Source organism: Halorarius halobius (genome assembly GCF_024298865.1).
GTDB lineage: Archaea > Halobacteriota > Halobacteria > Halobacteriales > Haloarculaceae > Halorarius > Halorarius halobius.
The window spans coordinates 86,556-113,006 of sequence record NZ_CP101161.1; the positions used below are offsets into that span (position 1 = coordinate 86,556).

A 26,451-nucleotide genomic window follows, 5' to 3' on the forward strand; every position below is an offset into this window, starting at 1 on the left:
CATTTAGTTGTTGTGGACGGTTCATCCTCCGTGGGGCGAGACTGCCGAATTCGGACGCCTCGAAGAAGTCCCACCCTTCGTTTAAGTAAGCACTGCGTTACCAATCCACAAGACCCCCACGGACGACGGTCCGGTATGGAAATCGCAGTCGGGAGCGGGAACCCGGTGAAACGGGAGGCAGTCGCGGCGGCGCTTCCCGACGCGCGGGTCGAAGCCGTCGCCGTCGACAGCGGCGTCCCCGAACAGCCGTTCGGCATCGGGGAGACGCTGACCGGCGCCGAGAACCGCGCGCGGCGCGCGCTGGACGGTCACGACCTCGCGGTCGGCATCGAGGGTGGGGTCGCCCACCTGGACGCCGGGGAGGGCCTGTGGCTCGTGATGTGGGCCGCCGCGACGGACGGCGAGCGATGGGGTCGGGGCGGCGGTCCCACCATCCGTCTGCCCGAGCGTATCGCCACGCGGGTCGAGGCGGGCGAGGAACTGGGACCGGTGATGGACGACGTGCTCGGCGAGGACGGCGTCGCGCGCAACCAGGGCGCCGCGGGCGCGCTCACCGGCGGCGTCACCGACCGGGCGACCGCGCTCCGCGATGCCGTGGCGGGTGCCGTCGGCCCGTTCGTCACCGACCACTACCGATAGGCTCTTCGGCCTCCTTCGCGCCCTCGACGGCCTCGGTGAGCGAGACGTTGAACAGGAGCGTCGAGGCGACGCCGCCGACGACGGTGACGACGTTCTTCACCGCGTGGTCGACGATGGAGACGGCGAGTGCCACCGCCGCGGTGAGCCCCGGCACCGCCGTCAGGCCGACGACGATGAGCGTGAACGCCCCCTCGTAGAGGCCGATACCGCCCGGCGACAGCGGCACCACCTTCGCGAGGTTGCCGACGCTGACCGCGAAGAAGAGGACCGCCACCAGATACGGCGTGAGCGTGAACCCGAACGCCGCGAGGACGACGACGGCGGTCACCACGTCCACGCCCCACACGAGGAGGCTGGTGGCGCCGACGCGGGCGAACGCCGCCCGGTCGCCCGCGACGGCCTGCACGTCGCCGACGAACCGGCCGACGACGCCGGCGACGTAGTCGGCGTAGGAGTCGTCGCTGACCGCACGGACCGCCCGGTGGACGAGGTCCGTGTCCCGGCCGGCGGAGGCGACGATGACAGCGACGGCCGCCACCGCGATAGCGCCCACGAGTGCGGCGACCCGGAGGGCCGCCCGCGCGGCCTCCCCCGGCTGGATGGTCTCGCCGCCGATGGTGACGGTGCCGATGTCGGCGGCGATGGCCGCCGCCAGCCCGTCGGTGCCGCCGGTGGCGACGAGGCCGACGAGCACCGCGCCCGCGAGCACCGTGATGGCAAGCAGGTCGAACACGCGCTCGACGGCCAGCGACGCGAACCCGGTCGGGTACGGCACCGCCCGCCGCGCTTTCATCACGTACGCACGGACGGCGTCGCCGGCCCGGGCGGGGAACACGAGGTTACCCGTCTGTGAGATGAACACCGCGCCCGTCAGGAACCCTAACTCGCCGTCGTACCCCAACTCGGCGAGGATGTCGCGGTAGCGGGCGCCCCGGAGCGGCCACGAGAGCACGTAGACGACCGCCGACAGCGCGACCAAGCCGAGGTCCGCGCCGCCGATGGCCTGCAGGACCGCCTGGGGGTCGAGATAGACGGTCATCAGCGCCAGCGCCGCGACGACCAGAAGCGTGCCCGCGACCAGCGCGACCCGGCGAGTGGCGCGGGGCCGCACGGAGAACTCCCACCAGACGCGGATTATCTGGCTCCCCATCCCGAACACGTCGCGCACGAGGTCGACCTTCGTGTCGCCCTTCGGCGTCCAGTCGACGGGAAACTCCTTGACGCGGTAGCCGCGCTTCTGGGCGCGGACGAGCACCTCGGTGTCCCAGAACCAGTGGTCGTCTTCCACGTCGTCGAGCAGGTCGAACAGCGCCTCGCGGTCGAACGCCTTGAACCCGCACTGGTGGTCGTGAAGCTCGGAGCGGAGCATGAGGCGGACGAGCGTGTTGAACCCCGTGGAGGCGACCCCCCGCTCGGGTTCGCGGTCCTGCTCGTTGCCGGGCATCCGCCGCGAGCCGGTCGCCACGTCGTACTCCCCCGAGCGGACGGACTCGACTAGCTCCTCGAGGTGGGACATGTCGGTGGCGAGGTCCGTATCGAAGTAGACGAGCGTGTCGCCGGCGGCGGCCCGGAACGCGCGTTCCAGGGCACCGCCGCGGCCGAGCCGTTCGTCGCTGTGGAAATGCCGGACTCGCGGGTCCTCGGCGGCGAGTCGGTCCGCGATTTCGGGAGTCCGGTCGTCACAGCCGTCTTCCGCGACGATGACCTCGACGGCGTCGTCGGGCAGGAAGGAGGCGAGCGTCTCGAGCGTCACCTGAACGGTGTGTTCGAGGGTGTCCGCCTCGTTGTAGGCCGGAAGGACGACGCTCACCTCCACGTCACTCATCGGGTCCGGCTACTATAGACGCGAGTAAGAACCTTCTGGACGGGGACGAAACGCCGACCATGCGCGAGGTAACCCACACCGCGACGGGGCCGCTGAAACTCGACGAGGACGACATCGACCCCGAAAAGGGCGACATCGCTGTCTGTCTCTGCGGACTCTCCGACGACTACCCGTTCTGTGACGGCTCGCACCGCACGACCCGTGACGAGGTGCCCGGCGTCCGCTACAAGTACCCGGACGACAGCGCCGACGGCGAACGCCGGGTCGTCGAGTTGGTCGACGTCGACGGCTGACTCACCGCAATCCGCGGCCGGGCGCGTCCCCGAGCGTCCCCCGATACCGGAGCCACACGTAGACGGCGACGGGGAGCAACACCACCAGGAGGGCTAACGCGAGTCCGAACATTCGTGTGGGCCGTCGCGAAGCGGGCCGGAAAACGTTGGTGGAGGTCAGTCGGCGGCGTCGGGCGTGTCGGCGGTGAAGAAGTCGTCGAGGCGGGCCTCGTCGGCCGCCACCTCGCCGAGGTCGGCGTACGGCCGGTTCACGACGATGTCCCCCGCCGTTCCCTGCCCGATGCCGGGGACGGTCGTCAACTCCGTCATCGACGCCGTGTTCACGTCCAGCGGATGGGGCACGCCGGTCACCGAGCGGTAGCCGTGGTCGGTGACGGCCACGTCGATGGTCCGCCCGAGTTCCAGTTCCTCGGGCACCGCGACCAGCAGTGGGTACGTCCCCAACTGCCGGCCGAACGTCTTGCCGTCCTGGTGGTACTCGAGGTGGACGTCCGGCAACACGGTCCCGGGCGGCGCGACCCGCTGGAGCATCGGGTTGTCTATCGTCTCCCGGACCTCCCGCTTGTAGGACTTGAAGTTCCGCTTGTGCTCCTTGGCGATGTCGGCGCCCGTCTCGGCCATCTCGGTGCCCTCGAACGCCATCACCTGCCGGATGTTCACCCGCCGGAGCATCAGCCCCTCGTCGAGCACGTCCTGCAGGAACTGCTTGTTGTGCTCGTACGTCTCCGGGCGCTCGCCCATCAGCCCGTGGACGAGGTTGATGCCCGGCAGGAGTTTCGGCAGGCGCTTCGGCGCGTCCGGCCCGAACGTGGGCGCGGCCGCGGGCGACTCGCCCGGCCGCCAGCCCGCCGCCTCGTTGACGACCCGCACTGCCTCCAGACACTCCTCGGCCGTCACCAGCAGGTTGTTCTGCTCCTGTACGACCGGGTCCGCGGATTCGAGGCCGAACGCGGCCGTGTCGCCGGGCGTGTTGTGCTCGGCGATGACGCGGATGGCCTCCCGCGACGCCTCGGGGTAGTCGACGATGGTCACGGGGTTCATGTTGTCGAGGTGGAGCGTGCCGAGGTCGGGGGCCACCTCGCGGATGCCGCCGTAGAGGTCCCGCAGAGCCTCGGGGTTCGGCGCCTCGCCGTCGCCGCCGAACGCGAGGATGTCGGCCTGCCGGCCGAGACGGAAGTGGCGCGCGCCGCGGTCGTACAGATGTTCGACCTCCTTGACCACGGAGTCGGCCGACCGGAAGGCGGGGTCGCCGTACATCGGCTCCGTGCAGAACGAACAGCGGTACGCACAGCCCCGGGAGGTCTCCATCTCCGCGATGAGGTACTCGGGGTGGTTCGGATGCTGTTCGACGACGAACGCCCCCTTCGCGGCCCACCGGTCGATTTCGGCGTTCGAGCGGTAGCGGTCCTCGAACCCCTCGAGCCCGCCGTGGACGAGGTCGTAGGCGGCGGCCTCCACGTCGGCCATCGCGAGGAAGTCGAAGTCGAGGTCGTCTCGCTCCATGTCCTGTGCGCCGGCGTTCTCCTCGCCGACGCCGAACCGGACCGGGCCGCCCATCAGGCTCACGCCGTCGGCGGTCCAGGCCATCTCCCGTACCTCGTCGGGTTCGGCGGGCGTGCCGCCGACGTACTTCCCGGGGACGGTCATGCCGCCGACGTAGACGAACAGGTCCGCCTCCTCGACGTCCTGCCACTTGCGGCGGTCCTCGCGGAGCTCGTCGATGGTGTGGTACGTCACCCCCTCCGCGGGGACGCCGGCGTCGACGAGCGCACCCGCGGTGTAGCGCGGATACGTCGAGATGTACGGCGGGACCCCGAAGTGGGCGGGTTCGTCGACGTAGCCGTCGACGAGGGTGACGGAGAGGTCCGCGGGGTCGGTCATACCGGTGGAAACGGTTCGAGAAGTAAAACGCCGCCGGTCGGGGAGTGAGACTTTTCGCGGGAGCGACCCAACAGTATCTATGAGCCTGCTCCCCGCCGACGCGCGCGTCGGCCGCGTCACCCTGCGCGTGAACGACCTCGACCGACTGGCCGACTTCTACGCGCGTGTCGTCGGCCTCCACGTGCAGGAGCGGACGCCCGACCGGGCGGTGCTGGGTGCGGGCGGCGACCCCCTGCTGGTGCTCCGCGCCGACCCCGACGCGCCGGAGCGCGGCCGCGAGGAGGCTGGCCTGTTCCACACGGCGTTCCGCGTGCCCGACCGGACGGCGCTCGGGGCGGTCGTCGACCGGGTCGCGGACCGGTGGCTGATAGACGGCGCCTCCGACCACCGCGTCAGCGAGGCGCTGTACATCTCCGACCCCGAGGAGAACGGCATCGAGATATACCGGGACCGGCCCCGGGAAGCGTGGCCGACGACGCCCGACGGCACCGTCGAGATGGACACCCTGCCCCTGGACGTGGAGGCGCTGGCGGCCGAGAGCGACGGCGCGAGCCACGTCCCCGACGCGACGGCGGTGGGCCACGTCCACCTCGAAGTGTCGTCGACAGCGGCGGCCCGCGAGTTCTACGTCGACGGCCTCGGGTTCGGCGTCCGCGACGACTGGGGCGCCGACGCGCTGTTCGTCGCCGCGGGCGACTACCACCACCACGTCGGCCTCAACACCTGGAACGAATGTACGGAACCGCTTTCGGGCCGCGGACTCGCCGAGTGGGAACTACTGGTACCCGACGAGGCGGCGCTGGCGGCGGTCCGGGAGCGACTGACCGAGAGGGGAGTGACGTTCGACGCGGACGACGGTGCCGTCGTCGCGGCCGACCCGGATGGGATTCCGGTGCGGGTGCGCGTCGCCGGTCAGACGTAGATGTACCCCTCCAGAGGGTCGTAGGCGTCGGTGTCCTCGACGGCGAACTCCTCGCGCGCGGCCCGTGCGGTGGCGACGGCCGCGACCACCGCGTCGAGCGCATCGCCGCCTGTGTCGTCCAGCAGGACCCGCTCGACGCCGTTCGCGAGGCTAACGCCCCACTCGCGGAGCCCCTCGAGGATGGTCTCTCGGCGCTCGTGCGCCCCGGGATGGTCGCCGTCGTTCTTGTACCGTCGGCTCGGCAGGCCGAGCGCCCGGAGCGTCGCCGCGGGGTACGCCTCCAGAAGCGAGGTGGCGTCCGGAGACGGCGCCATCGGTTCGACGCTCACCTCGGAGGCGAGCGGCGCGACCACGTCCCGGATGCCGTAGAACGTCTGTGCGGCGACGAGCCAGTGATACGGCGACTGCGCGCCGGTCCGAGCGTCGGTGGCGCGCTTGAGATACGTCCGCTCGCCGCCGGTGCGCCGCTTGGCGCGCTCGGCGCAGTCGCCTTTCAGACGGTCGACGGCGTCGAAGCGGTCGCCGAACCCGTCCACGAGCGCCCGCCAGCTCTCGGCGTCGGCCACCGCCCGCGGGAGGCCGAACGAGCAGTCGAGCCCGACCGCCGCGTCGGCTTCGCAGTCGCGGACGAACGCCCGCAGTCCGGCGTGGGCCGCCTCGCGGTCCGGGCCGTAGGCGTCGGCGGCCGGCCGGACGCGCTCAACTCGGAGCCGCTCACCGTCGTCGTCGGCCGACGCCAGCCACAGTTTTTCGCCCGCCGAGCGCGCGGCGCTGAAGTCGACGCCGTGAACCTGCACCCGCGGGAGTATCCGGGGATACCGGAAAAGCGCGGTGGCCGGCCGGGGACTTGAATACCCGCGACGGCCTACACGCGTACATGCCGAAGACCCTGGAGGTCGTCTGTACGCGCCCCGACTGCGAACTGGACATGTTCGAACTCCACTACACGTACGACATGCCCGACGGGACGGGCGTCGAGGCGTTCAGCTGTCCGTACTGCGAGCAGTCGGAGGGGCTGGAGGAGATACGGGCATGACGCGGCTCCGCGAGGTAACCGAATCGCTCGGACAGGTCGTCCTCGACGGCGTCGGGCGGGTCTCCGCCCGCGTCCAGGAGCGGCGGCCGCTCGCGTCGGACCTGCTGGAGAGCGACGACGCCTACCTCGTCGTGTTCGACGCGCCCGGCGCCGAGATGGCCGACATCGACGTGCGCTACGAGGACGGGGTCGTCCGCGTCCGCGTCGAGCGGTTCCGCGAGTTCCAGGAGGGGTACGAGATGCTGTTTCCCGGCCGCGGCCTGACGCTGGAGGGCCAGGCCGACCTGCCCGACGACGCCGTCGTCGACCCGCGGGCCGCCAGCGCGACGCTGGCGGCGAACGGCACGCTCCGAGTCGAGGTGCCGAAAGTCGACGAAGGCGACGGCCCCATCACCGTCGGCGAGGAGGAAGAAGAGAACGGGGACGCGGACGAGGAGACGCCGGACGCCGCGGACGAGGAGACCGAGTCGGTCGACGATGAGGCGGCCGACGACGACGACGCGGACGAGGAGTAGCCGTTATCGGCGCTCGACGTCCATTCCTTCGACGATTTCGAACTGTTCGTCGCCGTCGAACCGGCCCGGCTCGAACCCCGGAATCGGGTCGGCGTCGTCGAGCAGTTGCCCGACGAGCCGCTCCGCGATTGCGGGCGCACGCATCAGGCCGTGGCCCTGCCAGCCGGTCGCCACGTAGACGCCGTCTGCGAGTTCGCCCACCAGTGGGTCGCCGTCGGGCGTCGCCGTACAGAGCCCGGCCCACGCGCGGTCCGTCGGCCACGACCACCCGAGCGCCTGCTCCTGGTACATCGCACACTCGGTGAGGAACGCCTCGTCGGCCTCAGCGTCGTAGTCGTCGGGGTCCTGTTCGACCGGTTCGGTGCCGTCGCCGACCAGCAGGCCGTCGCCGTGCGGGCGGAGATAGAAGCCGTTGGTCGCGTCGAACAGCATCGGCGGGTCGACGTCGGCCGCCTCGGTCGTGAGCGCCTGCACCCGGTACGGTTTCACCGGAATCGGCGCGAGGTCCGCGACCACCTGCGGCGTGTGGGCGCCGGCGGCGACGACGACGGCGTCGAACGCGCGCTCGCCGTCGGGCGTCTCGACCGTCCCGTCGGTGGTCACGCCGACCGGTGCGTCCTCGACGATGTCGGCCCCGGCCATCCGCGACATGAGCGCCATCGTCCGGGTGTACTCCTCGGGGTCGACGTACCCGGCGTTCTCGGCGACGGCGGCGACGGACACGTCGCGGCCGACGACGCCCGGGAACCGCTCGGCGAGGTCCGCGCCCGTCAGAAGCGAGACGTCGAGGTCGTGGTCGCGCATCCGGTCGACGTGCTCGCGGATGGTCGCGACCCGCTCGTCGGCGCGACCGTCGTCCCCCGGCCGTGGCTCGCGGGCCAGCCAGACGTACGGGCACTCCTCGAAGCTGAAACTGCCGCCCCCCGACAGTTCGCGGAACCGCTCGAGGGCACGGACGCCGAGTGCGGCGTCCCGTTCGTCGGAGAAGGCGTCGTAACAGAGCCCGGCGGCGCGGCCGCTGGCGCCGGCGGCCACCTCGTCGGCCTCGAACAGCGTCACCTCGGCGTCCTGCTCGGTCAGGTCGTGTGCGACCGTCACGCCGACCGCACCACCGCCGACGACTGCGACGTGCATACCGGCGGTTCGGGGCGGGGAGTAAAAAGGCTACAAGAACGCGTCGAGGCCGCGTGCGGGGTAGCCGACGACGGTGTCGACGCCCGCCTCGCGGAGCGCGTCGACCCGCTCGCGAACCGTCGCGGTGTCGCCGACGAGCGCGTAGTCGCGGACCGCCGCCGACAGCACCTCGCGGGCGCGGGCGGTCGCGGTGCCGTCCGTCGCGGCGCCCTCGGGCAGGGCTCGTGCGACCGGGCCGCGGCGGGCGGCGTAGCCGCCGACCGCATCGAGGATGGCGTCCTCCGCGTCCTCGAGGACGACCGGCGCGTACACCGCCACCTCGCCGTCGAACCCCGCCGCGCGGAGTCCGCGGACGCGACGGGCAGTATCGCGGGCGAGCAGTTCGTACTGGGTGCCGCCGGCCGCCAGCGCGAGCCGTTCGACACCCTCGGTGCCGACCCAGGCGTCGGGTGCGGCCTCGCGGGCGGCGCCCAGTCGCGGCGCGATGGCCTTCTCGGCTTCCGCCGCCGAGAGATACGCCCGGTGGCCGGCGACGAGCACGCGACTCACCTCGTCGGGTAGCGGGAGCAGGGAGTCGTCACCGAGCGGGTCGAACCCGTCCGCGCGCACCGGCGTCGTCACCAGTAGCTCTCGGTCGGCCGCGAGCGCCCGCATCGCGTCGGGGTCGGGGACGTGCTCGTGGCCCTCGTAGTCGACGTTCAGCGTATCGACCGGCAGGTCGGCCGCCCGCGAGAGGTCGTGCTCCGTCGGCTTGAGCGCGAGCGCGTCGAGGCCCGCCCGGGCGGCGAGCGACTCCTCGGTCAGCATGCCGTATCACCTGTCATGGCGTGAGTGGGGCGCGGACCGCGACCGACCGCGTCCGCGACCGTGTCCGGGGTCGGCCACTCGCGGGCTAATAGCCGTCGCTTCCTGCGAGGCTTGCCGAACCCCGACGCCGCCGGTGCGGGTTTCAGGAACCGCCTTCCGAGGGTTTGGTCCTCCATAACAAACCCCTCGCGGCGCCCAGACCCGCAGGAGCGTGTTCCCCAACCGCGGACTCGTGGTGACGGCGCTCGTGGTGAACGCAGTGCTGTGGCTACTGGCGGCGTTCTCGATGCTGGCCGGCATCGTGTTCTACGCCGCGGGGACCGGCGGCGTCGTCACCCTGGATTTCACGCTGTTCGGGGAGCTATGGCTGGAGGTGATGCTCATCTACGCCGTGACGCCGCTGGTGTCGGTCGGCGTCGCACATCTCCTCGCGGGGTACGAACCCGGCTAGTCGACGGGAAAGTCGGCGTCGGGGTCGACCACCCGGTCCGGTTCGGCGGGCATCTCCCAGTCGGTCGCGAGTTCGAGGAACTGCGCGAGCATCCGGCCGGTCGCCCCCCAGACGGTGTAGCCGTCGACCCGGAAGAAGTGGATGCGGATGTCGCCGTAGTGGGGATGGTCGCGCCGCTCGCTCTCGTAGTTGTCGAGGTCGGTGAGTCCGGCGACCGGCAGGAGCGCGATTTCGGCGACCTCGCGGTCGTCGCCCCGCCACTCCTGGTCGGGGACGCGGGCGACGAACGGCCGCACCGAGTACCGGGTGACGGTGCGGATGTCGTCGAGTCGCCCGACCACCTCCACGCCCTCGGAGTTCATCGACACCTCCTCGCGGCACTCCCGGAGGGCCGTCGCCAGCAGGTCGTCGTCCGAGGGTTCGCGACCGCCGCCGGGAAACGACATCTGGCCGGCGTGCTCCCCGAGGTGGTCCGCGCGCTTGATGAACAGGAGGTGTGGGTCGCCGGCACCCGGGTCGCTCCGCTCGCCGGCCGCTGTCGAGGCGCTCCTCTCGGGTTCGACGACGGACACCAGCACCGCCGCCTCGCGCTTCTCGTCCGTGACGGCGACGGGGTCGTGGCCGACCACCCGAGAGAGGTCCATACCCCGCCAACGGGCCGACGGCTCTTAGTTTGCCCCCTCCAGCGCGTCGTCGAGGCGGGCGCGCATGTCGGCCAACTCGACCGGTCCCCAGGCTTCGAGGTCGTAGCTCACGTCGAGCAGGCGCCGCATCTCGGCGGCGTCGTCCGCGGCGACGGCGCGGGCCACGTCGCCGCGGAACCGCGACTCGACGGCCGCCGCCAGCGCCTCGCGGTCCGGGGTCCGCGAGTCGACGTCGAGGATGTGGGGCAGGTCGGTCGCGCCCTCCGGAAGCGTCGGGAACGCCGCCGGTCCGACGGCGAGATACGTCCCCTCGTCGCCGAACGCCGCCGTCTCGAACGCGACGACTGCGTAGGCGTCGACGGCCGCTTCGACCGCGCCGTCGGGGGGGTCGGCGTCCCGGCGGTAGGCGAGTTCCGAAAGCGCCTCGTCGAGTTCCGCCCGCGAGAGCGCGCCGAACAGGTCGACGATGCCCGCCACCTCGTCGGTGTCGAGGTTCATCGTATCGCCTCCAGGTCGCGCTCGGCGGCCGCGACCACCTCGTCGGCCGAAAGCGGCGCCTCGCTCCAGGCTGGCAGGCGGGTGTCCTCCCCGGGCGGGGCGACGGCGTCCGCGTACGTCTCGACCTGTTCGCGTTCGTCGGCGGCGTCGTACGAGAGGCCGTTGAACGCCGCATCGAGCGCGTAGCCGTCGACCAGCGTGGCCGCGGCCTCGCGGTAGCGGTTCGACAGCGTCCCGTAGTCGGGGGCGACGCCACCCTCCTCGACGACGCGCAACAGCGCCGCGCCCACCTGCTGGCTCATCGTCGACAGCCCGGAGGGCCCGGAGACGGCGCGGTGGTCGTGCTCGTGTTTGCCGAGGTCGACCTGCGCGGTGCCTGCGACGCCCGCGGCGTCGAACGCGTCGCCGAGCGTCCCCACCTCCAGCCCCCAGCCACGCTGGACGCGTAGCGAGCGGGCCACCTCGCACGTCGCGGCGAACTCGCCGGCCAGCGCGTAGCGGAACGCGCCGAGGTACTCGACGACGGGCGCGTCGTGGGCGTCGGCGAGCGCCCGCACCAGCGGCGCGTAAAAGAGGCGGAACAGCCGGCCGTACAGTCGGTCGTTCTCGACGCGGGCGTAGTACCCCTTCGAGAACGAGCGGCCGTGGTCGAGCGGAAAGAGGAGACGGGGGACGTGCCGCTTCGAGTACGTCTTCGTGTCGGCGTCGTGGACGACGACGTACTCGGAGCGGGCCGCGACCCCCAGCGCCAGCCAGACGTCACGCCCCTTGCCGCGCTCGCCGTCCAGCCCCGCGGCATCGACCGCCTCGTTCACCTCGGGGCCGTCACACCACAGCACGTCGAGCGCGAGGTCGAACCTGTCGAGCCAGTCGACGACCCGGGGCGCGGTCGCCTCGTCGGCCCGCAGTGCCACCACTACGCGGTCGGGGCCGACCCGTTCGAGCGCGGTGAACACGCGTTCGGCGGCCAGCGAGGCGTGGTCCCGTTCGGTCATCGGGACGACCACCGCGGCGCGGTCGGTCGGCGCGTCCGGCACCGGGTCGGTGAAGTCGTGTAGCGTCGCAACCCGCTCCTGGACGTACTCCATTCGTGCGGTCGGAAGGGCGGGCGACCCCTAAGACCTGTGGGAACCGGCCTCCGTCGGCACCCGCCCGGCCGGAAGTCGGTCGGTCGCGTGGAGAGCGACGAGGCCGAGGAACACGACGCCCAGCGCGCCGGCCGCGACGCTGAACACCGCGTCGAAGCCGACGCCGGCGTCCGAGAGCCGCCCGACGACGGCGCTCCCGCCGGCCTGGGTCAGCATCGCCGTCGCGCTGTAGGCGGTGTACGCCGACGCGCGGTGGTGGTCGGGGAGGGAGGCGAGCAGGTAGGTGTCCACCGCGGGAAACAGCGAGTGGATGACGTAGCCGAGCAGGAGAGTGACGGCCACGAGCGGCCACAGACCGGTCGTCGCGGTCAGAAGCAGGAGCCCCCCGGCGAACCCGACCACGACCCCGAGCAGAAGCGGGACGTTCGGCAGGCGGTCGGCCAGCCGGCCCGTCACGACGAACGCGGGGACGCCGGCGCCGAACAGCACCGTCAGCATCAACTTCGCCGTCCCCGGCCGGAGCCCCTTCGCCTCCATGTACGTCGGATAGTAGTTGAACAGGCCGTTCCAGACGAAGCCGACGGTGCCGACGACGACGATACCCGTCGCCACGATTCGCCACTGCGCGAGCGTCGCGCCGAGCAGGTCGCGGTCCTCGGTGCCGGCGGCCGGCAGGTCCGCACGCCGTGCGGCCGCGAGGAAGCCGACCGTCGCCAGCGCCGCCGCGAGCGCGGTCAGCAGGAACGTGAGCCGCCAGTCGCCCACCGCGAGCACGCCGAGGACGACGGCACCGGCGCCCGCCGCGGCGAGTTGGGAGGCCATCCCGTGGACGCCGAGCATCCGACCGACGTTCGCCGGAAACAGCTCCGAGACGAGCGGGTTCGCGGCGATGAAGTAGACGCCGCTTGCCAGCCCCATCAGGAACGCGCCGACGGTCAACAGCGGAACGTTCGGCGCGAAGGAGGTGAGCAGGGCCGCGGTGAACAGCACGCTCCCCGCGCCGGCGACAGCCCGGACCCGCGTCGTCCGGGTGAGGAGCCAACCGGTCGGCACTCGCGAGAGCGCGCTCCCGACCCAGGCGGCGCTGGCGACGACCCCCAGCGACCCGACGGAGACGGCGAAGTCGGCCGCCAGCGTCTCCAGAAGCGGGGCGAACACGACCCGCCCGAAGTTCACGAGGAACACCATCGCACACAGCGACCCGAACAGCCGTCGGCGTGACACGGCGGGCGTTCGCGGCGGGGAGGCTTGAGAGCCACGATACGGTCGTCGACCCCTCCGGGGCGGCGTCGGGCTTTTGACCCCGCCCCGCATATCGCGGGGCATGGACACCGTCCGGCAGGGGTTACGGGCTGGCGACATCGAGAAGGACACCTACGAGCGACTGCTGTGTGCCCACTGTGACGAGCGACTGAACACGCGGAACCCACCGGACGAGGTGTTCAAGGTGCGGGCCTGCCCCGACTGCGGGCGCGAGTACAAACAGGTCGGATAGCCGACCGCTCACTCGAAGACGGCATCGACACGCCCCCCGGACCCACCACACCACCCCTCCCCGAACGTGTGTTCGGCCCGGCGACGTTAGCCTCTAGAACGTATAGTCAAGCCACAGATACAAGTGCAATAATGAGAAACGTCAGTGGGATGTCCGGTTCCGAGTGCTACCCCGAGAAGGCACAGCGCATAGACGACCTGTTGGACGTGCTCGGACACCGACACCGCCGCGAGATAGTCCACTACTTCGAGAACCATACCGATGAGCCGACCGCGACCCTGGATTCGCTGGTCGCACACGTGGCCGGACGCGTCCCCGGCGGGGACCGCGAGGAACTGCGGATGACGTTCGCCCACGCGCACCTGCCCAAACTCCGGGACCACGACTGGATCGACTACGACCCCCGACAGGAACTCGTCCGCTACTACGGTCACGACGGGGTCGCCCGGCTACTCGGGGAGATGCGAACCGTCTTCGCCGAGTAGCACCGCCCGGCGTCCGCTCACTCGAAGACGGCGTCGAAGGCGTCGGCCCCCAGCGGAGGATGCGTCCCCGCGGCGACGTTCTCACCGACGTGTTCGGGCGAGCCCATCCCGACGAGCGCGCTCGTCACGCCCGGCCCCGAGCGGGCGAAGTTGATGGCCCGCTGGACCGGCGTGTCGCCGGCCAGTTCGGCGGCCACCTCGTCGGGCAGGCCGGCCGCGAGGTCGCCCTGAAGGATGGAGGCGCTGGTGAACACGTCGATGCCCGCCTCGCGGGCAAAGGAGAGCACGCTCTGTGTGCCCTCGGCGCCTTCGTGGGCGGCGACGGTGAACGCGTCGGCCATCCGCACGTTGAACGGGAGCTGGACCGCCCGGAACGAGGTGGCGGCGTTGCCGACCGACTCCGCGGCCGCTCGCGCACGCCGCACCACCTCCGGCAACGACAGGTACGACTCGTGGCCCTCCGGGACCCGGAACGACTCCCAGGAGGCGACGCCGTAGTGGCGGAGGTCGCCGGCGGCGGCCCGCCGCTCCAGCCGCTCGAACGCCGTCTCGAGCATCCCGTACACCGTCTCGCGGTCGTGAGCCTCGAGTTGCGTCTCGGGGTTGTGGACGTAGTAGAGGTCGACGGCGTCGAGCCCCAGATTGTCGAGCGAGCGGTCGAGCGACCGGCCCAGAAACCCGGGGTCGATGCAGTTGCCCCGGACGAACGCGTCGGCGTGCTCGGGGAACTGCTCGCGGACGTACGCGGCCGGGTCGTCGGGCCGGGCGCCGTCGAACGGGACGAACCCCCCCTTCGTCGCCACGAGCAGTGCCTCGCGGTCGACGTCGGCGTCGGCGACGGCACGGCCGACCACCCGCTCGGAGCGCTGGTGCCGGTAGTTGACGGCGGTGTCGACGACGTTGACGCCGGACTCGAACGCCTCGACGAGCGCCGCGTGGTAGCGGTCGTCGGCCGCGTCGGTCGGGTCGCCAAGATACGTCCCCGCACCGACCGAGGAGACGAGGCCGTCCGCGAACCGGCGGAAGTACGTGCGCGCGAACTGCTCGTGGAACTCGTTTCGGTACGCCCACGTCGCCTCTCGGGTGGCCATGTGTCCGCTACCGGCCGGGCGGGGTTAAGTCGGCCGCTCGGCGGCGGCGTCCGAGCGGAGCGCGTCGACGAGGCGGCGACGGAGTTCGCTCCGGCCGACGCCCGACCCGGGACCGATGCCGTCGAGATGCGGCACCGAGAGTTGCCCCCCGCCCATGCGGGCGTGGCCGCCGGCGCTCGACATCGGGATGCCGTCGACGGCCGACTGGAGCGCCTCCCCGACGTGGATGCGCTCGTCGCTGGACCGCCCGGAGAGGTGGAGCGTTCCGTCGTCGGTCCCGAGAACGACCACCGCCTCGACGCCCTGGAGGCGAAGCAGTTCCTCCGCGGCGGCCGCCAGCGCGTCGACGTTGTCCACCTCGCCCACGTCGCTGACCGCGACGGAGCCGGCGACGTGCCGGTCGCTGATGGCGCGTGCCTGCACGTCGAGGAACTCCGCGGGCACCGGCGGCGACGCGACGCGGTCGAGCAACGCGGCGTCGGCGAACCCGTGGAGATACTCGCTCATCTCGAACTCGGCGCGCGAACAGCCGCGCGTCAGCGACTTCGTGTCCGACTGGATGCCGAACAGCAGCGCCGTCGCCAGCTCCGTCGGGAGCGCGTCGCCGTCGGCGCGGTCGCGGAGGTACTCGGCGAGTATCGTCGCGCAGGCGCCGTACTCGGGCCGGACGTCGGTGAACGACTCGCCCTCGCCGTTGCCGGGGTGGTGGTCGACGACGGCGATGGGGGCGATGCCCGCCGCGCCCGCGAACCCGCGGGGCTCGTTGTGGTCGACGAGTACCACCTCCCGGCAGGCGAGCCAGTTGACGTCCTCGATTGGTTCGAGGTCGAGGCCGAACGTCGAGACGAACGCGCGGTTCTCGTGGTGACGGACCGCGCCGGCGTGCTGGAGCGTCGCCTCCGTGCCGGCGGACTCGGCGAGGTGGGCCACCGCCATCGCCGACGCCATCGCGTCGGGGTCGGGGTTCGGGTGCATCAGCACTACCACCTCCTCGCGGCGCGCAAGCACGCGCTCGAGCCGCGCGACCGGGGGTTCGCGCCAGCGCCGGACGGCCCAGACGCCGGCGATAGCGGCACAGACGAGAAGGAGCGCCGCCGCACCCACCAGTAGCGGGTCGGACGCGAGCGCCCTCCCCAGGGCCTCGACCATACGGGGTACAACTGGTCGTTTACAACAAGAAGTTTCCCGTGTTTATCCGGGGCTTACCCCCGGTACGTACCGGTCGGTTACCACCCGCTTCGAGCCACAGAACCTGCCACAGACGCCGCTTACCCCCGGTACGCCTCGATGGCCGCTCGATACCCCTCCCGATACGTCGGATAGGCGAACTCGTAGCCCAACTCGCGGAGCAGGGCGTTCGAACACCGCTTGCTCGTCAGCACGCGGCGCTCGGCCGCCTCCGAGAGGTCACCCGCGTCGAGCCGTTCCCGTTTCGACCGCTTGGCCGGCCGGTCGACGCCGCACTCGTCGGCCAACCAGTCGGCGAAGACGTGCTTGTCGACCGGTTCGTCGTCGACGACGACCACGGCGTCCTCGCGGCCGTCGCGCTCCAGAAGGAACCGGACCGCGCCCGCGGCGTCGTCCCGGTGGACCATGTTCAGGTAGCCGGCCGTCACCGGCCCCTCCAGATACCGCTCCAGTCGGTAGCGGTCCGGCCCGTAGAGGCCGGCGAACCGCGCGACGGTGCCGTCGATGCCACGCTCGGCGGCGTGCTCGGTCGCGACCCGTTCGGCCTCCGCGAGCACGCGCGTCTTCTCCGTCGTCGGCTCGATGGGCGTCGACTCGTCCACCCAGTCGCCGCCGTGGTCGCCGTACACGCCGGTCGAGGAGGTGTAGACGAGCCGTTCGGGCGGCGACTCCCGGCCGGCAAAGGCGTCGACGGCCGTCCGCAACCCGTCGACGTACACCTCGCGGGCGGCGTCGGCGCCCCGCCCGCCGGACGAAGCGGCGAACACGACGGCGTCGACATCCGGCACCGCATCGAGCGCGTCGGCGTCGGTCACGTCGGCCTCCACCGCCGTCGCCCCCGTCTCGCGGACCGCGTCCAGTCCGGACGCCGAGCGCCGGACCCCCACGATGTCGTGGGCGTCGGCGGTCAACTGGCGGGCAAGTTCGAGCCCGACGTAGCCACAGCCGAGGATGGCGACCCTCATCGCGTTCGCTCCTGGATGGTCGCGTGCAGTAGTGCGAACTCCCGGAGCGTCATCGGGAACCGCCCCTCGACCTTCGACTGTATCTCGCGGGGCTCGAGTTCACCGTCGAGTTCACGCGACAGCGCCTCCACGTCGTACACCGCGTTCGTCATGCCCATGAGGAGGGCGTCGCGTGACAGCACGGTCACGTCGTCGGCGCTCTCCTCGACACCGACCGCGAGCACCGCGGCCGCGTCCTCCAACTCCAGTTCGGGCGACTCGCCGTCGACGAGCGCCCGGAGCGTCTCGGGGTCGACCCCGGACTCGGCGGCGACCGCCTCGACGCCGACGTCCTCGATGACGGCGACCAACTCCGCCTCGTAGGCGGCGTACAGCTCCTCGGGCGTGCGCTCCCCTGGCGCGTCCGCGAGTTCGTGGAACATGGCTCCGCTACGGGGCCGTGGGTTAAGTGCGTGCGGCATTCCAGCCGGCCGACCGCTCGTCGGCGTTGCCGTCGGTGTCGCCCACGCCGCGACCGCCGGGCGGCACGACCACCACGACGGCGGTGTGGACCTGCAGGTCGACGCGGCTGGCCGTTCCGACCCGCTCACGCGTGCCGTCGCCGTCCCAGTCGTACCTGACGGCCCGGCCGTCGCGCACGTACCGGAGCCCACGGCCGGGCGTGCCGCGGGGGACCCGCGCCGTGAAGCGAGCGTACGCGCCACGGGCCTCCACCAGCCAGAGGTTCGTCGTCGCGTACCAGTACGCCGGCACCGGCGTGACCGGTAGCCCGGCAGGCACCCGCGCGAGCGACCGGCCGGTCCGCCGCCGGAACGCCTGCCGAGCGCGCTCGGCCGTGGCGTTGACGGCGCTCCCGGCCGCCTGCTTTGCCATCTCACCCACCACGGTCCGACCGACCGCACGGACCGCGCTCGCCGTCTCGTTCACCGGCCGCTGTGGGATGCCCTCGCCCCGCCGGCTGGCCGCGTCCAGCGACAGCCGGAGCCGGTCGCGCGCCTCGACGCCGACCAGCGCGTCGGGGTAGCGGGTCGCCGCGAGGTCGGCGACCCGGTCGGCGGCGGAACCGTTGGCGAGCGCGAGCGCTCGCCCGGGGAGCGTGGACCAGTGGTCGAGCGCGTCCCCGACGAGCGTCCGACGCGCGGCCCGGTCGGCGCCGACGCCCGCTTCGGTGAGCGTCCGCCGGAGCCGCTCGCGGCGGGACGCGACGGCCGCATCGAGGCGGCGAGCGAGTTCCGACCGGCGAGCGCGAAGCTTTTCCGTCACTGCGTCGTCGGGGAGCCGCCGGGAGGCACGTAGCGTCTCCGCGGCGACCCGAAGCCGGGAGCGACGCGACCTGAACAGCGACCCGACGACGCTGTCCGCGATGTCGCCGTGTGGCGCGGTGAACACGTTCAGGTTTCGCGCGACCAGCGGCCGGTAGCTACCGGTCCCGCCGACGTCGAGCCGTCGCCTGTCGAGCGCCGCGAGCGTCACCACGGGCGGCGCACCGTCGACGGACAGTTCGACCGACCCCGCGACGCCCGACGGGGCGCGTCGGGACGGAGCGACGGCCAGCGACCGGTTGGCCATCGCCCCGCGGACGTGGGACAGCGAGGTGCCGAGCGACCGCAGGCGGTCGCTGACCCGGCTTCCGACCGATTTTCGGTCGGACGCGCGCCGGTCGAGGCGAGCCAGGACGGACTCGAAGTACGCCGCGCGGGCGGCGTACCGGGCCTTGGTGGCGACGCCGTCGTACTCGCCGGGAGTCCCGACGAGCGCCCTGCGGCGCGACCGGAGTTCGCTCGCCAGGTCGGCCGCCGGGTTCGCCGCGTAGGTGCCGACCGCGCCCCGTTCGACCTTGACCGAGACGGTCGCCAGACGCCGGCGGAACGCCCGCAGGTCGGCGTACACCCACGCGCGCAGGTCGTCGGGGCGGGCGCCGTCGGCGCGGACCGCGTCCGTCGAGAGCGAGCCCGCGGCGGCCCGCTTCGCGACGGCGTCGGGCCCGCCGCGCTCCCCGACGAGTCGGGCGACTGCGCGGGCCTCGATGCCGCCGAGGTTGGGGCCGTCGAGCGGCCCGGCGCCCCGCTGGTGGACGCCCCGGATGGGGGCCGCCGGAACCCGGTCGCTCGGGGCGTGGCGTCCGACGACGCTGACGGCGACGTCCGTCACCCGTCGCCGGACCGACCGCGTGACGGTCGTGCGGTTCTCGCGTCGCCACGTCCGGCGGATGACCGTCCGTGCCGTGACCCGGCGGTCGAACGATGCGAGCGTGTGGGTCCCGTTGGGCGGCGACGTGGGCGCGAGGTCGCGGCGGGCCGTCGACGTGCGTGTCGTCCGGTCGGTGGCGACGAGCGTCCACTCCGGTCCCGGGCTTCCCTCGCGGGAGCGCGACGACGCGACGCGGTCGGTGGCCGCGACGAGGCGCACCTCGGCGGAGTACGTCCGGTCGAGGACGCGAGCGAGCCGTCCGTCGACGAACCCGCGGAACGCGCGGGTCGCAGTTCGATTTACCCCGACCGACATCGGCTCCTCGGGACCCGGTTGCGACTCTCGATTGAACGACTCGATGGGCGACAGCGTGGAGTTGGGAGTGGCGGCGTCGACCTGCTCGCGGAGGTACGCGGCCTGCTTGGCCGAGTAGCCGCTGGCCGTGAGGAGGTCGGTGCCGAGCGTCCGCGCGGCGAGCGTCGTGACGCCCCGTCGGGCGGCCGGGTCGGTGCGACCGAACGCCGCCCGTTGCTGTGCGAGCAGTGCGTGGTTGACCGCGACCTCGAGATGGCGATTCGCGAGGACGTTCGCCACCGGCGCGCCGCCGTACTGGGCGTAGCCACGCCCCCACGCCAGGGGGTAGAGGCGAGCGGTGACGCCTCGAGCGAGTCCGGGCGCGGTCGCCGGGCGGTCGAGCCGACGGTCGAATCGGGCCGTCCGGTCGTGCAACAGCAGGACGGGCGTGGCGACCGTGACGGTCGGGGAGACGTGGACCCGCTCGACGACCCGGCCGTCGCGGACGGCGACGAGAGTGACGTTCGCCACGGTGACCCTGACGGCGGTGCCGTTCGCGTCGGCACCCGCGACCGAGACGCGGTCGAGTGCCCGCTGGAGCGTCGAGGCGTTCCCGACGCCGGGGAGTCGCGCCTCGACGCGGACGCCAGCGTCGCCGCGGACTCCGTCCAGCGTATCGCGGAACGCCCGATACACCCGCAACCGGAGATACGCCCGGAACGTGTCGGAGCCGTTCACCGCCCGGCCGACGGTGGTGTTCGCGGGCGCGACCACCGGCTCGCGGGCGGCCCGTCTCGCGGCCGCCCGCGTGGCCGACCGGAGCGCGGAGAGCGTCGTCGCCCGCGCGTCCTCCATCGCGGCCTCCGTCCGGGGTTCAGTCACGGGGTCGTGACCCACCAGCGACGCCGAGAGCGTCGCGCTCCCGACGAGCAACAGGACGCCGACGAGCGCGAACGGGACGCGGGCGCGGTCGTTCACGCTGACCACCGCCGGACGACGATGCGGACGCGGCCGACGCGCACGGCACGGGCCGCCGCCGCTGGCGAATCGAACCGCGTTCGGAGCGTCCGCTCGAACCGAGCCGCGAGTGCGCCACGCAGGTTCGCGTTCGCCGGCGCGGGACGCTCACGGGCGACCGCCGGCGAGACGTCGGCGCCGAATAGGCGGCCGAGGCGACGATAGCGGTGCCGTGCCAGTCGGTCGACCGGGTAGTCGCCGTGGAGCGCGAGTCGCATCCCCGCCGGCGGGACGAGCGCCCGGACCGTCGCGGTGGCGACGACGTCCGCGACGCCGGCGTAGCCGGAGCGGTTCGCCGCCCGAATCGCCCGCTTGCGGGCGTCGGGGGCACCGCTGTCGAGGACGAGCGTCTCGCTCGCGACCCGCGCGTCGGCCGGCGGGGCGGGGCCCGCGGTGACTCGCCCCTCGACCCCGGCACCGGGGAACGGTCGCCAGGCCGCGCGGACCCGCGTCCGCGGACCGGTCGCGTTCCGCACCGCCGCCACGACGGCCCGGCGGAACCCGTCGTGGGCGTGGTCGACCGACCGGCCGTCGACCGACGCGTTCCGGGCCGCCGCGTCGGCGAGCAAGCCGGCCAGCGAGCCGTGTGCGTGCCGGCGGAACTCGGGGCCGGCGGTCCGCGGGAACCGTTCGTCCGGGCCGGCGCGTGCACCCGGTGCCAGCGAGTAGTGCACCGACGCCGTCGTCGTCGCCACGACGGTCCGTCCGGGCGTCGCGTCGGGTGCGGCCGGCGACCCCGTTGGGAGCGTAAGCGTCGCGGCCGCCGCGGACACCAGAAGCAGGAACACCGCGGCATCGAGCGCCGTCGAGACGGCGCGGGTCACCAGACGCTCACCCGGAGACGCCCCGCCTTGATTCGGGCCGGGCCGCGGCGAACGCTCACACGCCGGGCGGCGCTGTCGGCCGTCCTGGGGGGTACGGGGCCGACCGACCACCGCCCGTTCCGGGTCCGGAGCGTGGCGTTCACCCGTTTGCCGCGCCACGCCGTCGCACCATCGAGGCGACCGGGGTCGACCACCCCGTTCGGTGCGGTCCGGTCGTGGACCGCATCGAGGGCGTCGGTCGGCGCTCGACCGGTAGGCTCCTCCAGCGTGTCCGCGACCACTCCGGCGTACAGCGAGAGCCCGAGGCCGACCGCCGCGACGCCGACGAGCGCCACCAGCGGGTCGACCTGCGCCCTATCCGACGAGCGTGACATCGATACCCCTCCAGGTGACGTGGCGGACGCGGAGCGTCTCGGGCGCTGGTCGCCACGCCGGCGCACGGGCACGGGCGGAGCGGGTCGCCGCACGGAACGACTCCGGGCCCGCAAACGCGTCGCCGGGACGTGCACCATCGAGCACTCGGCGGAGACGTTCGTCCCTCCCGACGGGCGTCACGGACTCTGCCCGAAAACTCGCGTGGGCCGCGCCCGCGGCCCCCCGGAGCCCGATGCCGGCCGGCGAGAGCCGAATCTCCGTCGCTCGCGACAGCGGAGCCTCACCCGTCGCGGCGTAGCGACTGTCCGCGACCCCGTCAACGACTCGGGCCGCGGCCGTCGCGTCCGGGGGTGCCGTCGTCGGTAGCGACGCCGCGACGCCGAACGCCGCGGCGCCGGCGAGGCTCACTCCGAGCCAGACGTACCACGCGTCGACCGTCGTTTCGAACACGGGGCGTCTGGCCGCGTTCCGGGTAATAAAGTTCAGGCCACCAGACGGGTGGCGTGCACCGCCACGAGGTACGTCGTCGTCGCGGCCAGCAGGGCGACGCCGACACGGAAGCCGACGACGGCGCGGTCGAATCCGCGTTCGAGACCGACCGCGAGCGCTGTCAACACCGCCGCCAGCACGAGCACGTACCAGCCGACAACCGGGCCGAGCGCCGCGACGGCCACGCCGCGACCGAGTTCGGCGCCGTGCATCCGACCGGCCAGCGCGACGGTGACGCCGCCGACGAGCGGCCCGAACAGGCCGGCGGTGTTGCCCATCGTCGCCGTGAGCCGACGAACCGAGCGGCGGGTCTCGCGTTCGACTCGGCGGAGTGCGTCGAGGTGGTCGCCCGCGGCCACCAGCGGGTCACCAGCGGGCCGCCCCTCGCGGGTTGCGGCCGCGAGGAGCCGCGCGACGCCCGCGGCGCGGGGACTCGGCACGTCCGCGAGCGCACCCCGGTCCCCGAGGAACGCGGCTTCGACGCCGATGCCGAGCCGCTCCATCCGACCCACTGCGTCATCGAGCAGGTCGCCAGCACCCCCGTTCGTCGACTCGGCGGCCATCGAGAGCGCCCGCTCGACCGACTGGCCGTCCGTGACGGCGCGGCCGACGCGGGAGAGCACGGTCGGAAGTCCCGATTCGAGGCCGCGTATCCGCTCCCGGACGCGGCGCTCGTGGCGGAACCGGAGCGCGAGGGCGGTCCCCACCCCCGCGCCAGCGGCGGCGACGGGGGCGGCCCACCGGGCGAGTAGCGCCCCGGCGAGGATGCCGGCCCCGATGGCCGCCGCGAGGCCGGCCACGAGCGGCGGCCACCGCGCGTCGGGCACCTCGGGGTGCGACCGGGGGACGGCTGCGGCCGGGAACGCGACCGGCCGCTTCCCGACCAACCAGGCGCTCGCGGCGACGAGCAGGAGCGGCAGGGCGACGTCGTAGCCGGCGACGAGGGTTCCGACCGTCACCGGGAGGCCGGCGACGGCCGCCGCCGGAAGCGCGGCGACCAGCGCCAGCGGCAGGAGCACGCCGAAGGCGTACACGGCAGTCACGGGACCCCGGAGCGCCGCGGCGTCCTCGGCGGCGCAGTGACGGACTCCTTCGAGTATCGTATCGAGCGCACGGTCGAGCGCCGCCTCCCGCTCGTCGGCCGGCGCGTCGGCGGCCGCCTGCACCGACCCGAGCGCGCGGTCGAGCGCCGGGAACCGCTCGCCCCACTCCGCGCGGAATCGCTCGAACCCCGTGCGGGGCGTACCGCGGGCACGGCGGACGTGCGCGCTGAGTCGCCGGGCGAGCAGGCGGTCACCCTCGCCGGCGAACGCCGCGGCGGCTTCGGCTGTCGGCGTCACCCGGAGTCGCATCGCCGCCCGGCAGACCAGCCACGGCGCGGTACCGACGGCGCGGCGGCGACGAGCGGCCGCGAGCGTGACCGGCCCGTGGGCGAGCATCCACCACCCGCCGACGGCGACGGCCGCGCCGACCGTCAGGACGGGAGCGCGGAGTCTCGGGGATGCGAACGCGGCCAGCAGGAGGGTCCCGACCGCGAGCAGTGCGGCCACCGAATCCGCGGCCGCCGTCACCGTCTCGGCGTCCGCGTCCACGTCGAGCGTGTCGAGCGCGTCGCCCAGTTTCCCGGGCGGGTCCGACACCCGGTGGAGGCGACCCGCCAGTCGGCCGACCCGACTCATCCGAACACCCGCTCGCGGGCCGCGAGGACGTCGCGGACGTCGGCGTACGTCTCGTCGGGCGCCGCGAGCGCCGCGACCAGTTCGCTGTTGCCGCGGTCGACGCGACCGGTGGCCGCGAGCCCCTCGCCCCGACGGTCGAACAGCGGCGCGAACTCGGGGTCGGTGCCGACCACCTCGTCGACTCGGTCGACCACGCGCGCGCCGCCGGCGGCCCGCGTGCAGGTCACCACGAGGTCGGTGGCGGCGAACGACGACGCGGGAACGCCGAGGTCCGAGACGACCCGCTCGCGGACCGCGTCGGGGCCGTCGCCGTGGACCGTCCCCAGCGTCGCGCCGTCGGTGCCGACCCGCATCGCCTCGTACAGCGCGCTCGCCTCCTCGCCCCGCACCTCGCCGACGACGAGGTCGCCCTCTCCGAGTCTGAGCGCGGTCCGGAGCGCGGCCGTGGGGGCGACGCCGTCCCCTTCGCGGTCGACGTGGAGCCGCTGGACGTCGCGGCCGTTCTCGCGGAGCCGGTCGACCGGCAGTTCCGGCGTGTCCTCGATGACGACGGTTCGGGAGGCGGCCGGGAGTTCGGACAACAGCGCTCCGAGCAGTGTCGTCTTGCCGGCGCCGCGGCCGCCGGCGACCAGCACCGAGGCGCCCCGCCGTGCGGCCACCCCGATTACGGCGGCCGCGGCGGGCGGGAGCGTCCCGTTGTCGACGAGGTCCGGCAGACGAAACCGGTCGGCCCCCTGGGCCCGGAAGGCGAAGCCGTACCCGTCCGACAGCGGGTCGGTGACGGCCGCGACGCGGAGCGACCGGTCGCCGGCCTCGACGGTCGCATCGAGCGTCGGCTCCGCCCGCGAGAACGCCCGCCCGCTCCCCCGGCGGAGCCGCGAGGCCAGCGCCGCGGCCCGCCGCTCCGTCAGTCGGACGTTCGTCCGGAGCGTCTCGCCGTCGGCCTCCACCCGCACCGACGTGGAGGCCGCCGGTGCCGCGAGGTAGGCGTCCGAGACGGCCGGGTCCGCGAACAGGTCACCGAGGGCGCCCAGCCCGCGGGTGTGTTTCGACAGCACGCTCGACAGCGTGTCGACGGGCACCTCCCCGGGGTCCGCGGTGGCTCGCACGGCCCGGTAGGGCGCACGGTGACCCCCGTCACCGTCGGCCGCGAGGTGGTCCGCGGCGGCCGCGAGCGTCCGGGTCGCCGCGGCGTCGAGCGTCAACTCGACCGGCGTGAGATGGTAGTGCCGCAGGTCGGCGTTGGGCCGCTCGTACCAGCGGACGACTGCACCGGTGTCGAGGTCGTACCGGTCGACGAGGCGCGCGTCCGGCGGTGGGCGTTCGGTGACGCGCGCGCCGGCAACGCTCGGCGCGACCCGGGGTCGGAGCACACCCTCGTAGCTCTCCGCGGCCGCCGCACAGTCCGCGAGGCTGGTCTCTGCCGCGACACGTGCGACGGGACCGCTCCGGCCGGCCGCGGCGTGGCCCGCGGCCAGCGGGTCCCGCTCGGCGCGCTCGGCGAGCGCCGCGTCGTGGACGGCGACTCGCTCCACGAAGCGGCCGGCCGCGACCAGAAGCGCCGCCGCCGTCCCCTCGTAGTGACGGGCGAGCCCCGCCGCCTCGGTGACCACGCTGTCGGCGTCCTGGTCACGGAGCCGGCCGACGACCGTCGCACGGCAGTCGGGGGCGGCGGCGAGACGGCCCCCTTCGGGGCAGTCGTCGGCGTCGACGACGAGCCGGTCGCCGTCGAACGCCGCCTCACAGCGACACGCCGGCGCGTCGGAGCGGAGGTCGAACACGCGCCGCGGTGGCCGCCCGTTCCGCCTTGAACCTTCGGACGGCGACGACGGCGGTGCCGTTCCGGCGGACGAGCGACAGCCGAATGCGGTGGCGACCGGAACCGAGCGTCAGGTCGCCCGCGAGACGAACCGCCGCGTCGACGCGGTGGCGGCGGCCGTCCTGGAGCCACGCGAGCGTCCCGTTTCCGAGCCGTATCGCGGTGCCGGCCGGCACGCGGACGGCGAGCGGGCGGGTCGCACCCCGGGACACGGGGTCGTTGGTGCGGGCGAGTCGCTCGGCGGCCGACGCCACCTGTTCCGCCTCCCCGGCGGCCAGCGTCGCCGCGCGCTGGTCGCGTGCGGTGTCGGCCGCCGGGAGCGCGAGCGAGAGGAGAGCGGCCGACAACAACACCGCGAGGACGACGCGAACTACCACCGCTCGCGCATCCACGCGAGCAGGCCGTCGGCCTCCTCGTCGTCCGACTCCCGCGGCTCCGACGGTGCGGGTGCTGTCGGCCCGTGGTGGCCCCTCTCGGAGCGGTCGGCGTCGTCGAACCGCTTCCGGGTCTCGCGGGCAGTCGCCAGCGCGCGCTCGGCCGTCCGCTCGGCCTCGCGGTGGTCGTGGTCGTCCTCGCCAGCCCGGCCCCGGAGCGCGTCGACCGCGGCTTCGAGGTCGGCGATGCGAGTTTCGAGGTCCGCCTGTCGTCGTTCGACGGCGTCGAGGCGCCGTTCGACGGTCGCCGCGTCGGACAGCGCCGCCGGTTCCACGTCGCCGTCGGTCAGCGCGCGCTCGACAGCCGCGAGCCGTTCGTCGAGTGACATGCGGCCGGTGGCGTCGTAGTGGGATTTTAACCTAGGGGTAGACT

Annotated in this window: 29 protein-coding genes; 8 read left to right on the top strand and 21 right to left on the bottom strand. The window is 73.2% G+C overall.

The features are described from left to right. Positions 1-135: 135 nt before the first annotated feature. On the top strand, positions 136-639 hold the full coding sequence (gene yjjX / locus NL112_RS00455; RefSeq protein WP_255150652.1) for an inosine/xanthosine triphosphatase: 504 nt from the start codon (positions 136-138) through the stop codon (positions 637-639). Here yjjX and NL112_RS00460 read toward each other — a convergent pair. After that, on the bottom strand, positions 620-2,464 hold the full coding sequence (locus tag NL112_RS00460) for a flippase-like domain-containing protein (RefSeq protein WP_255150653.1): 1,845 nt from the start codon (positions 2,462-2,464) through the stop codon (positions 620-622). The genes yjjX and NL112_RS00460 overlap by 20 nt on opposite strands. A 59-nt stretch (positions 2,465-2,523) precedes the next feature. Here NL112_RS00460 and NL112_RS00465 point away from each other — a divergent pair, with 59 nt between their 5' ends. Then, positions 2,524-2,757: a CDGSH iron-sulfur domain-containing protein gene (locus NL112_RS00465; protein WP_255150654.1), complete on the top strand. Its 234-nt coding sequence runs from the start codon at positions 2,524-2,526 to the stop codon at positions 2,755-2,757. Positions 2,758-2,913: 156 nt separating this feature from the next. Here the strand turns inward: NL112_RS00465 and NL112_RS00470 are convergent, their stop codons facing one another. Beyond that, positions 2,914-4,638, bottom strand: coding sequence for a radical SAM protein (locus NL112_RS00470; RefSeq protein WP_255150655.1), 1,725 nt, complete (start codon positions 4,636-4,638; stop codon positions 2,914-2,916). Between the two features lie 79 nt (positions 4,639-4,717). On the opposite strand from NL112_RS00470, the gene NL112_RS00475 reads away from it, so the two are divergent. After that, on the top strand, positions 4,718-5,560 hold the full coding sequence (locus NL112_RS00475; protein WP_255150656.1) for a VOC family protein: 843 nt from the start codon (positions 4,718-4,720) through the stop codon (positions 5,558-5,560). On the opposite strand, the gene NL112_RS00480 is transcribed toward NL112_RS00475, so the two are convergent. After that, the gene (locus tag NL112_RS00480; RefSeq protein ID WP_255150657.1) at positions 5,551-6,357 is read right to left on the bottom strand and encodes a DUF429 domain-containing protein; all 807 of its coding nucleotides are present in this window, start codon (positions 6,355-6,357) and stop codon (positions 5,551-5,553) included. The two genes, NL112_RS00475 and NL112_RS00480, sit on opposite strands and share 10 nt — an antisense overlap. Positions 6,358-6,437: 80 nt before the next feature. Here NL112_RS00480 and NL112_RS00485 point away from each other — a divergent pair, with 80 nt between their 5' ends. Together NL112_RS00485 and NL112_RS00490 are read left to right on the top strand one after the other, a co-directional pair. Further along, positions 6,438-6,596: a DUF7559 family protein gene (locus NL112_RS00485; RefSeq protein ID WP_255150658.1), complete on the top strand. Its 159-nt coding sequence runs from the start codon at positions 6,438-6,440 to the stop codon at positions 6,594-6,596. Next, complete coding sequence (locus NL112_RS00490) at positions 6,593-7,111, top strand: Hsp20 family protein (RefSeq protein WP_255150659.1); 519 nt, start codon at positions 6,593-6,595, stop codon at positions 7,109-7,111. Before NL112_RS00485 ends, NL112_RS00490 begins: the two co-directional genes overlap by 4 nt. Positions 7,112-7,114: 3 nt before the next feature. Here the strand turns inward: NL112_RS00490 and NL112_RS00495 are convergent, their stop codons facing one another. Together NL112_RS00495 and NL112_RS00500 are read right to left on the bottom strand one after the other, a co-directional pair. Next, complete coding sequence (locus tag NL112_RS00495) at positions 7,115-8,245, bottom strand: NAD(P)/FAD-dependent oxidoreductase (RefSeq protein ID WP_255150660.1); 1,131 nt, start codon at positions 8,243-8,245, stop codon at positions 7,115-7,117. A gap of 30 nt (positions 8,246-8,275) precedes the next feature. Beyond that, positions 8,276-9,052, bottom strand: a complete 777-nt coding sequence (locus NL112_RS00500; RefSeq protein WP_255150661.1) for a DUF7388 family protein — start codon at positions 9,050-9,052, stop codon at positions 8,276-8,278. Positions 9,053-9,263: 211 nt separating this feature from the next. Here NL112_RS00500 and NL112_RS00505 point away from each other — a divergent pair, with 211 nt between their 5' ends. Continuing rightward, positions 9,264-9,503, top strand: coding sequence for a hypothetical protein (locus tag NL112_RS00505; protein ID WP_255150662.1), 240 nt, complete (start codon positions 9,264-9,266; stop codon positions 9,501-9,503). Here the strand turns inward: NL112_RS00505 and NL112_RS00510 are convergent. Genes NL112_RS00510 through NL112_RS00525 form a run of 4 tightly spaced genes read right to left on the bottom strand, consistent with a single transcriptional unit; the run spans position 9,500 to position 12,957 of the window. Continuing rightward, on the bottom strand, positions 9,500-10,147 hold the full coding sequence (locus NL112_RS00510) for an NUDIX hydrolase (protein WP_255150663.1): 648 nt from the start codon (positions 10,145-10,147) through the stop codon (positions 9,500-9,502). The two genes, NL112_RS00505 and NL112_RS00510, sit on opposite strands and share 4 nt — an antisense overlap. 24 nt (positions 10,148-10,171) lie before the next feature. Next, entirely contained in the window at positions 10,172-10,645 is a 474-nt protein-coding gene (locus tag NL112_RS00515; protein ID WP_255150664.1) for a DUF7109 family protein, read from the bottom strand. Beyond that, on the bottom strand, positions 10,642-11,733 hold the full coding sequence (locus tag NL112_RS00520) for a glycosyltransferase family protein (RefSeq protein ID WP_255150665.1): 1,092 nt from the start codon (positions 11,731-11,733) through the stop codon (positions 10,642-10,644). The genes NL112_RS00515 and NL112_RS00520 overlap by 4 nt, the downstream gene beginning before the upstream one ends. Before the next feature lie 27 nt (positions 11,734-11,760). Further along, a complete protein-coding gene (locus tag NL112_RS00525) occupies positions 11,761-12,957 on the bottom strand; it encodes an MFS transporter (protein WP_350356144.1) in 1,197 nt (398 codons plus the stop codon). A 100-nt stretch (positions 12,958-13,057) separates the two neighbouring features. Between NL112_RS00525 and NL112_RS00530 the strand changes: the two genes are divergently transcribed. Next, on the top strand, positions 13,058-13,228 hold the full coding sequence (locus tag NL112_RS00530; RefSeq protein WP_255150666.1) for an HVO_0758 family zinc finger protein: 171 nt from the start codon (positions 13,058-13,060) through the stop codon (positions 13,226-13,228). A gap of 131 nt (positions 13,229-13,359) precedes the next feature. Continuing rightward, positions 13,360-13,713, top strand: a complete 354-nt coding sequence (locus NL112_RS00535) for a DUF7344 domain-containing protein (RefSeq protein WP_255150667.1) — start codon at positions 13,360-13,362, stop codon at positions 13,711-13,713. 17 nt (positions 13,714-13,730) lie between these two features. Here the strand turns inward: NL112_RS00535 and NL112_RS00540 are convergent, their stop codons facing one another. From NL112_RS00540 to NL112_RS00595, 12 genes are all read right to left on the bottom strand, one after another. Beyond that, positions 13,731-14,804 (bottom strand): aldo/keto reductase, encoded by a 1,074-nt coding sequence (locus NL112_RS00540; RefSeq protein WP_255150668.1) that lies wholly within the window; start codon positions 14,802-14,804, stop codon positions 13,731-13,733. Between the two features lie 24 nt (positions 14,805-14,828). Then, the gene (locus NL112_RS00545; protein WP_255150669.1) at positions 14,829-15,953 is read right to left on the bottom strand and encodes a DHH family phosphoesterase; all 1,125 of its coding nucleotides are present in this window, start codon (positions 15,951-15,953) and stop codon (positions 14,829-14,831) included. Between the two features lie 119 nt (positions 15,954-16,072). Then, positions 16,073-16,957 carry an NAD-dependent epimerase/dehydratase family protein gene (locus NL112_RS00550; RefSeq protein ID WP_255150670.1) on the bottom strand — a complete coding sequence of 295 codons (885 nt, stop codon included), beginning with the start codon at positions 16,955-16,957 and terminating at the stop codon, positions 16,073-16,075. After that, on the bottom strand, positions 16,954-17,379 hold the full coding sequence (locus NL112_RS00555) for a DUF5791 family protein (protein WP_255150671.1): 426 nt from the start codon (positions 17,377-17,379) through the stop codon (positions 16,954-16,956). Before NL112_RS00555 ends, NL112_RS00550 begins: the two co-directional genes overlap by 4 nt. Positions 17,380-17,401: 22 nt before the next feature. Continuing rightward, positions 17,402-20,419, bottom strand: a complete 3,018-nt coding sequence (locus tag NL112_RS00560; protein ID WP_255150672.1) for a DUF7286 family protein — start codon at positions 20,417-20,419, stop codon at positions 17,402-17,404. After that, a complete protein-coding gene (locus NL112_RS00565) occupies positions 20,416-21,282 on the bottom strand; it encodes a DUF7284 family protein (RefSeq protein WP_255150673.1) in 867 nt (288 codons plus the stop codon). Before NL112_RS00565 ends, NL112_RS00560 begins: the two co-directional genes overlap by 4 nt. Continuing rightward, positions 21,279-21,656: a DUF7285 family protein gene (locus NL112_RS00570; protein ID WP_255150674.1), complete on the bottom strand. Its 378-nt coding sequence runs from the start codon at positions 21,654-21,656 to the stop codon at positions 21,279-21,281. Before NL112_RS00570 ends, NL112_RS00565 begins: the two co-directional genes overlap by 4 nt. Continuing rightward, complete coding sequence (locus NL112_RS00575; RefSeq protein WP_255150675.1) at positions 21,637-22,107, bottom strand: DUF7283 family protein; 471 nt, start codon at positions 22,105-22,107, stop codon at positions 21,637-21,639. Before NL112_RS00575 ends, NL112_RS00570 begins: the two co-directional genes overlap by 20 nt. Positions 22,108-22,139: 32 nt before the next feature. After that, entirely contained in the window at positions 22,140-23,825 is a 1,686-nt protein-coding gene (locus NL112_RS00580; RefSeq protein ID WP_255150676.1) for a type II secretion system protein, read from the bottom strand. Continuing rightward, the gene (locus tag NL112_RS00585; protein ID WP_255150677.1) at positions 23,822-25,606 is read right to left on the bottom strand and encodes an ATPase, T2SS/T4P/T4SS family; all 1,785 of its coding nucleotides are present in this window, start codon (positions 25,604-25,606) and stop codon (positions 23,822-23,824) included. The genes NL112_RS00580 and NL112_RS00585 overlap by 4 nt, the downstream gene beginning before the upstream one ends. Next, on the bottom strand, positions 25,566-26,036 hold the full coding sequence (locus tag NL112_RS00590) for a DUF7311 family protein (protein ID WP_255150678.1): 471 nt from the start codon (positions 26,034-26,036) through the stop codon (positions 25,566-25,568). Before NL112_RS00590 ends, NL112_RS00585 begins: the two co-directional genes overlap by 41 nt. Continuing rightward, the gene (locus NL112_RS00595) at positions 26,015-26,407 is read right to left on the bottom strand and encodes a DUF7310 family coiled-coil domain-containing protein (RefSeq protein WP_255150679.1); all 393 of its coding nucleotides are present in this window, start codon (positions 26,405-26,407) and stop codon (positions 26,015-26,017) included. Before NL112_RS00595 ends, NL112_RS00590 begins: the two co-directional genes overlap by 22 nt. Between the last annotated feature and the right edge of the window lie 44 nt (positions 26,408-26,451).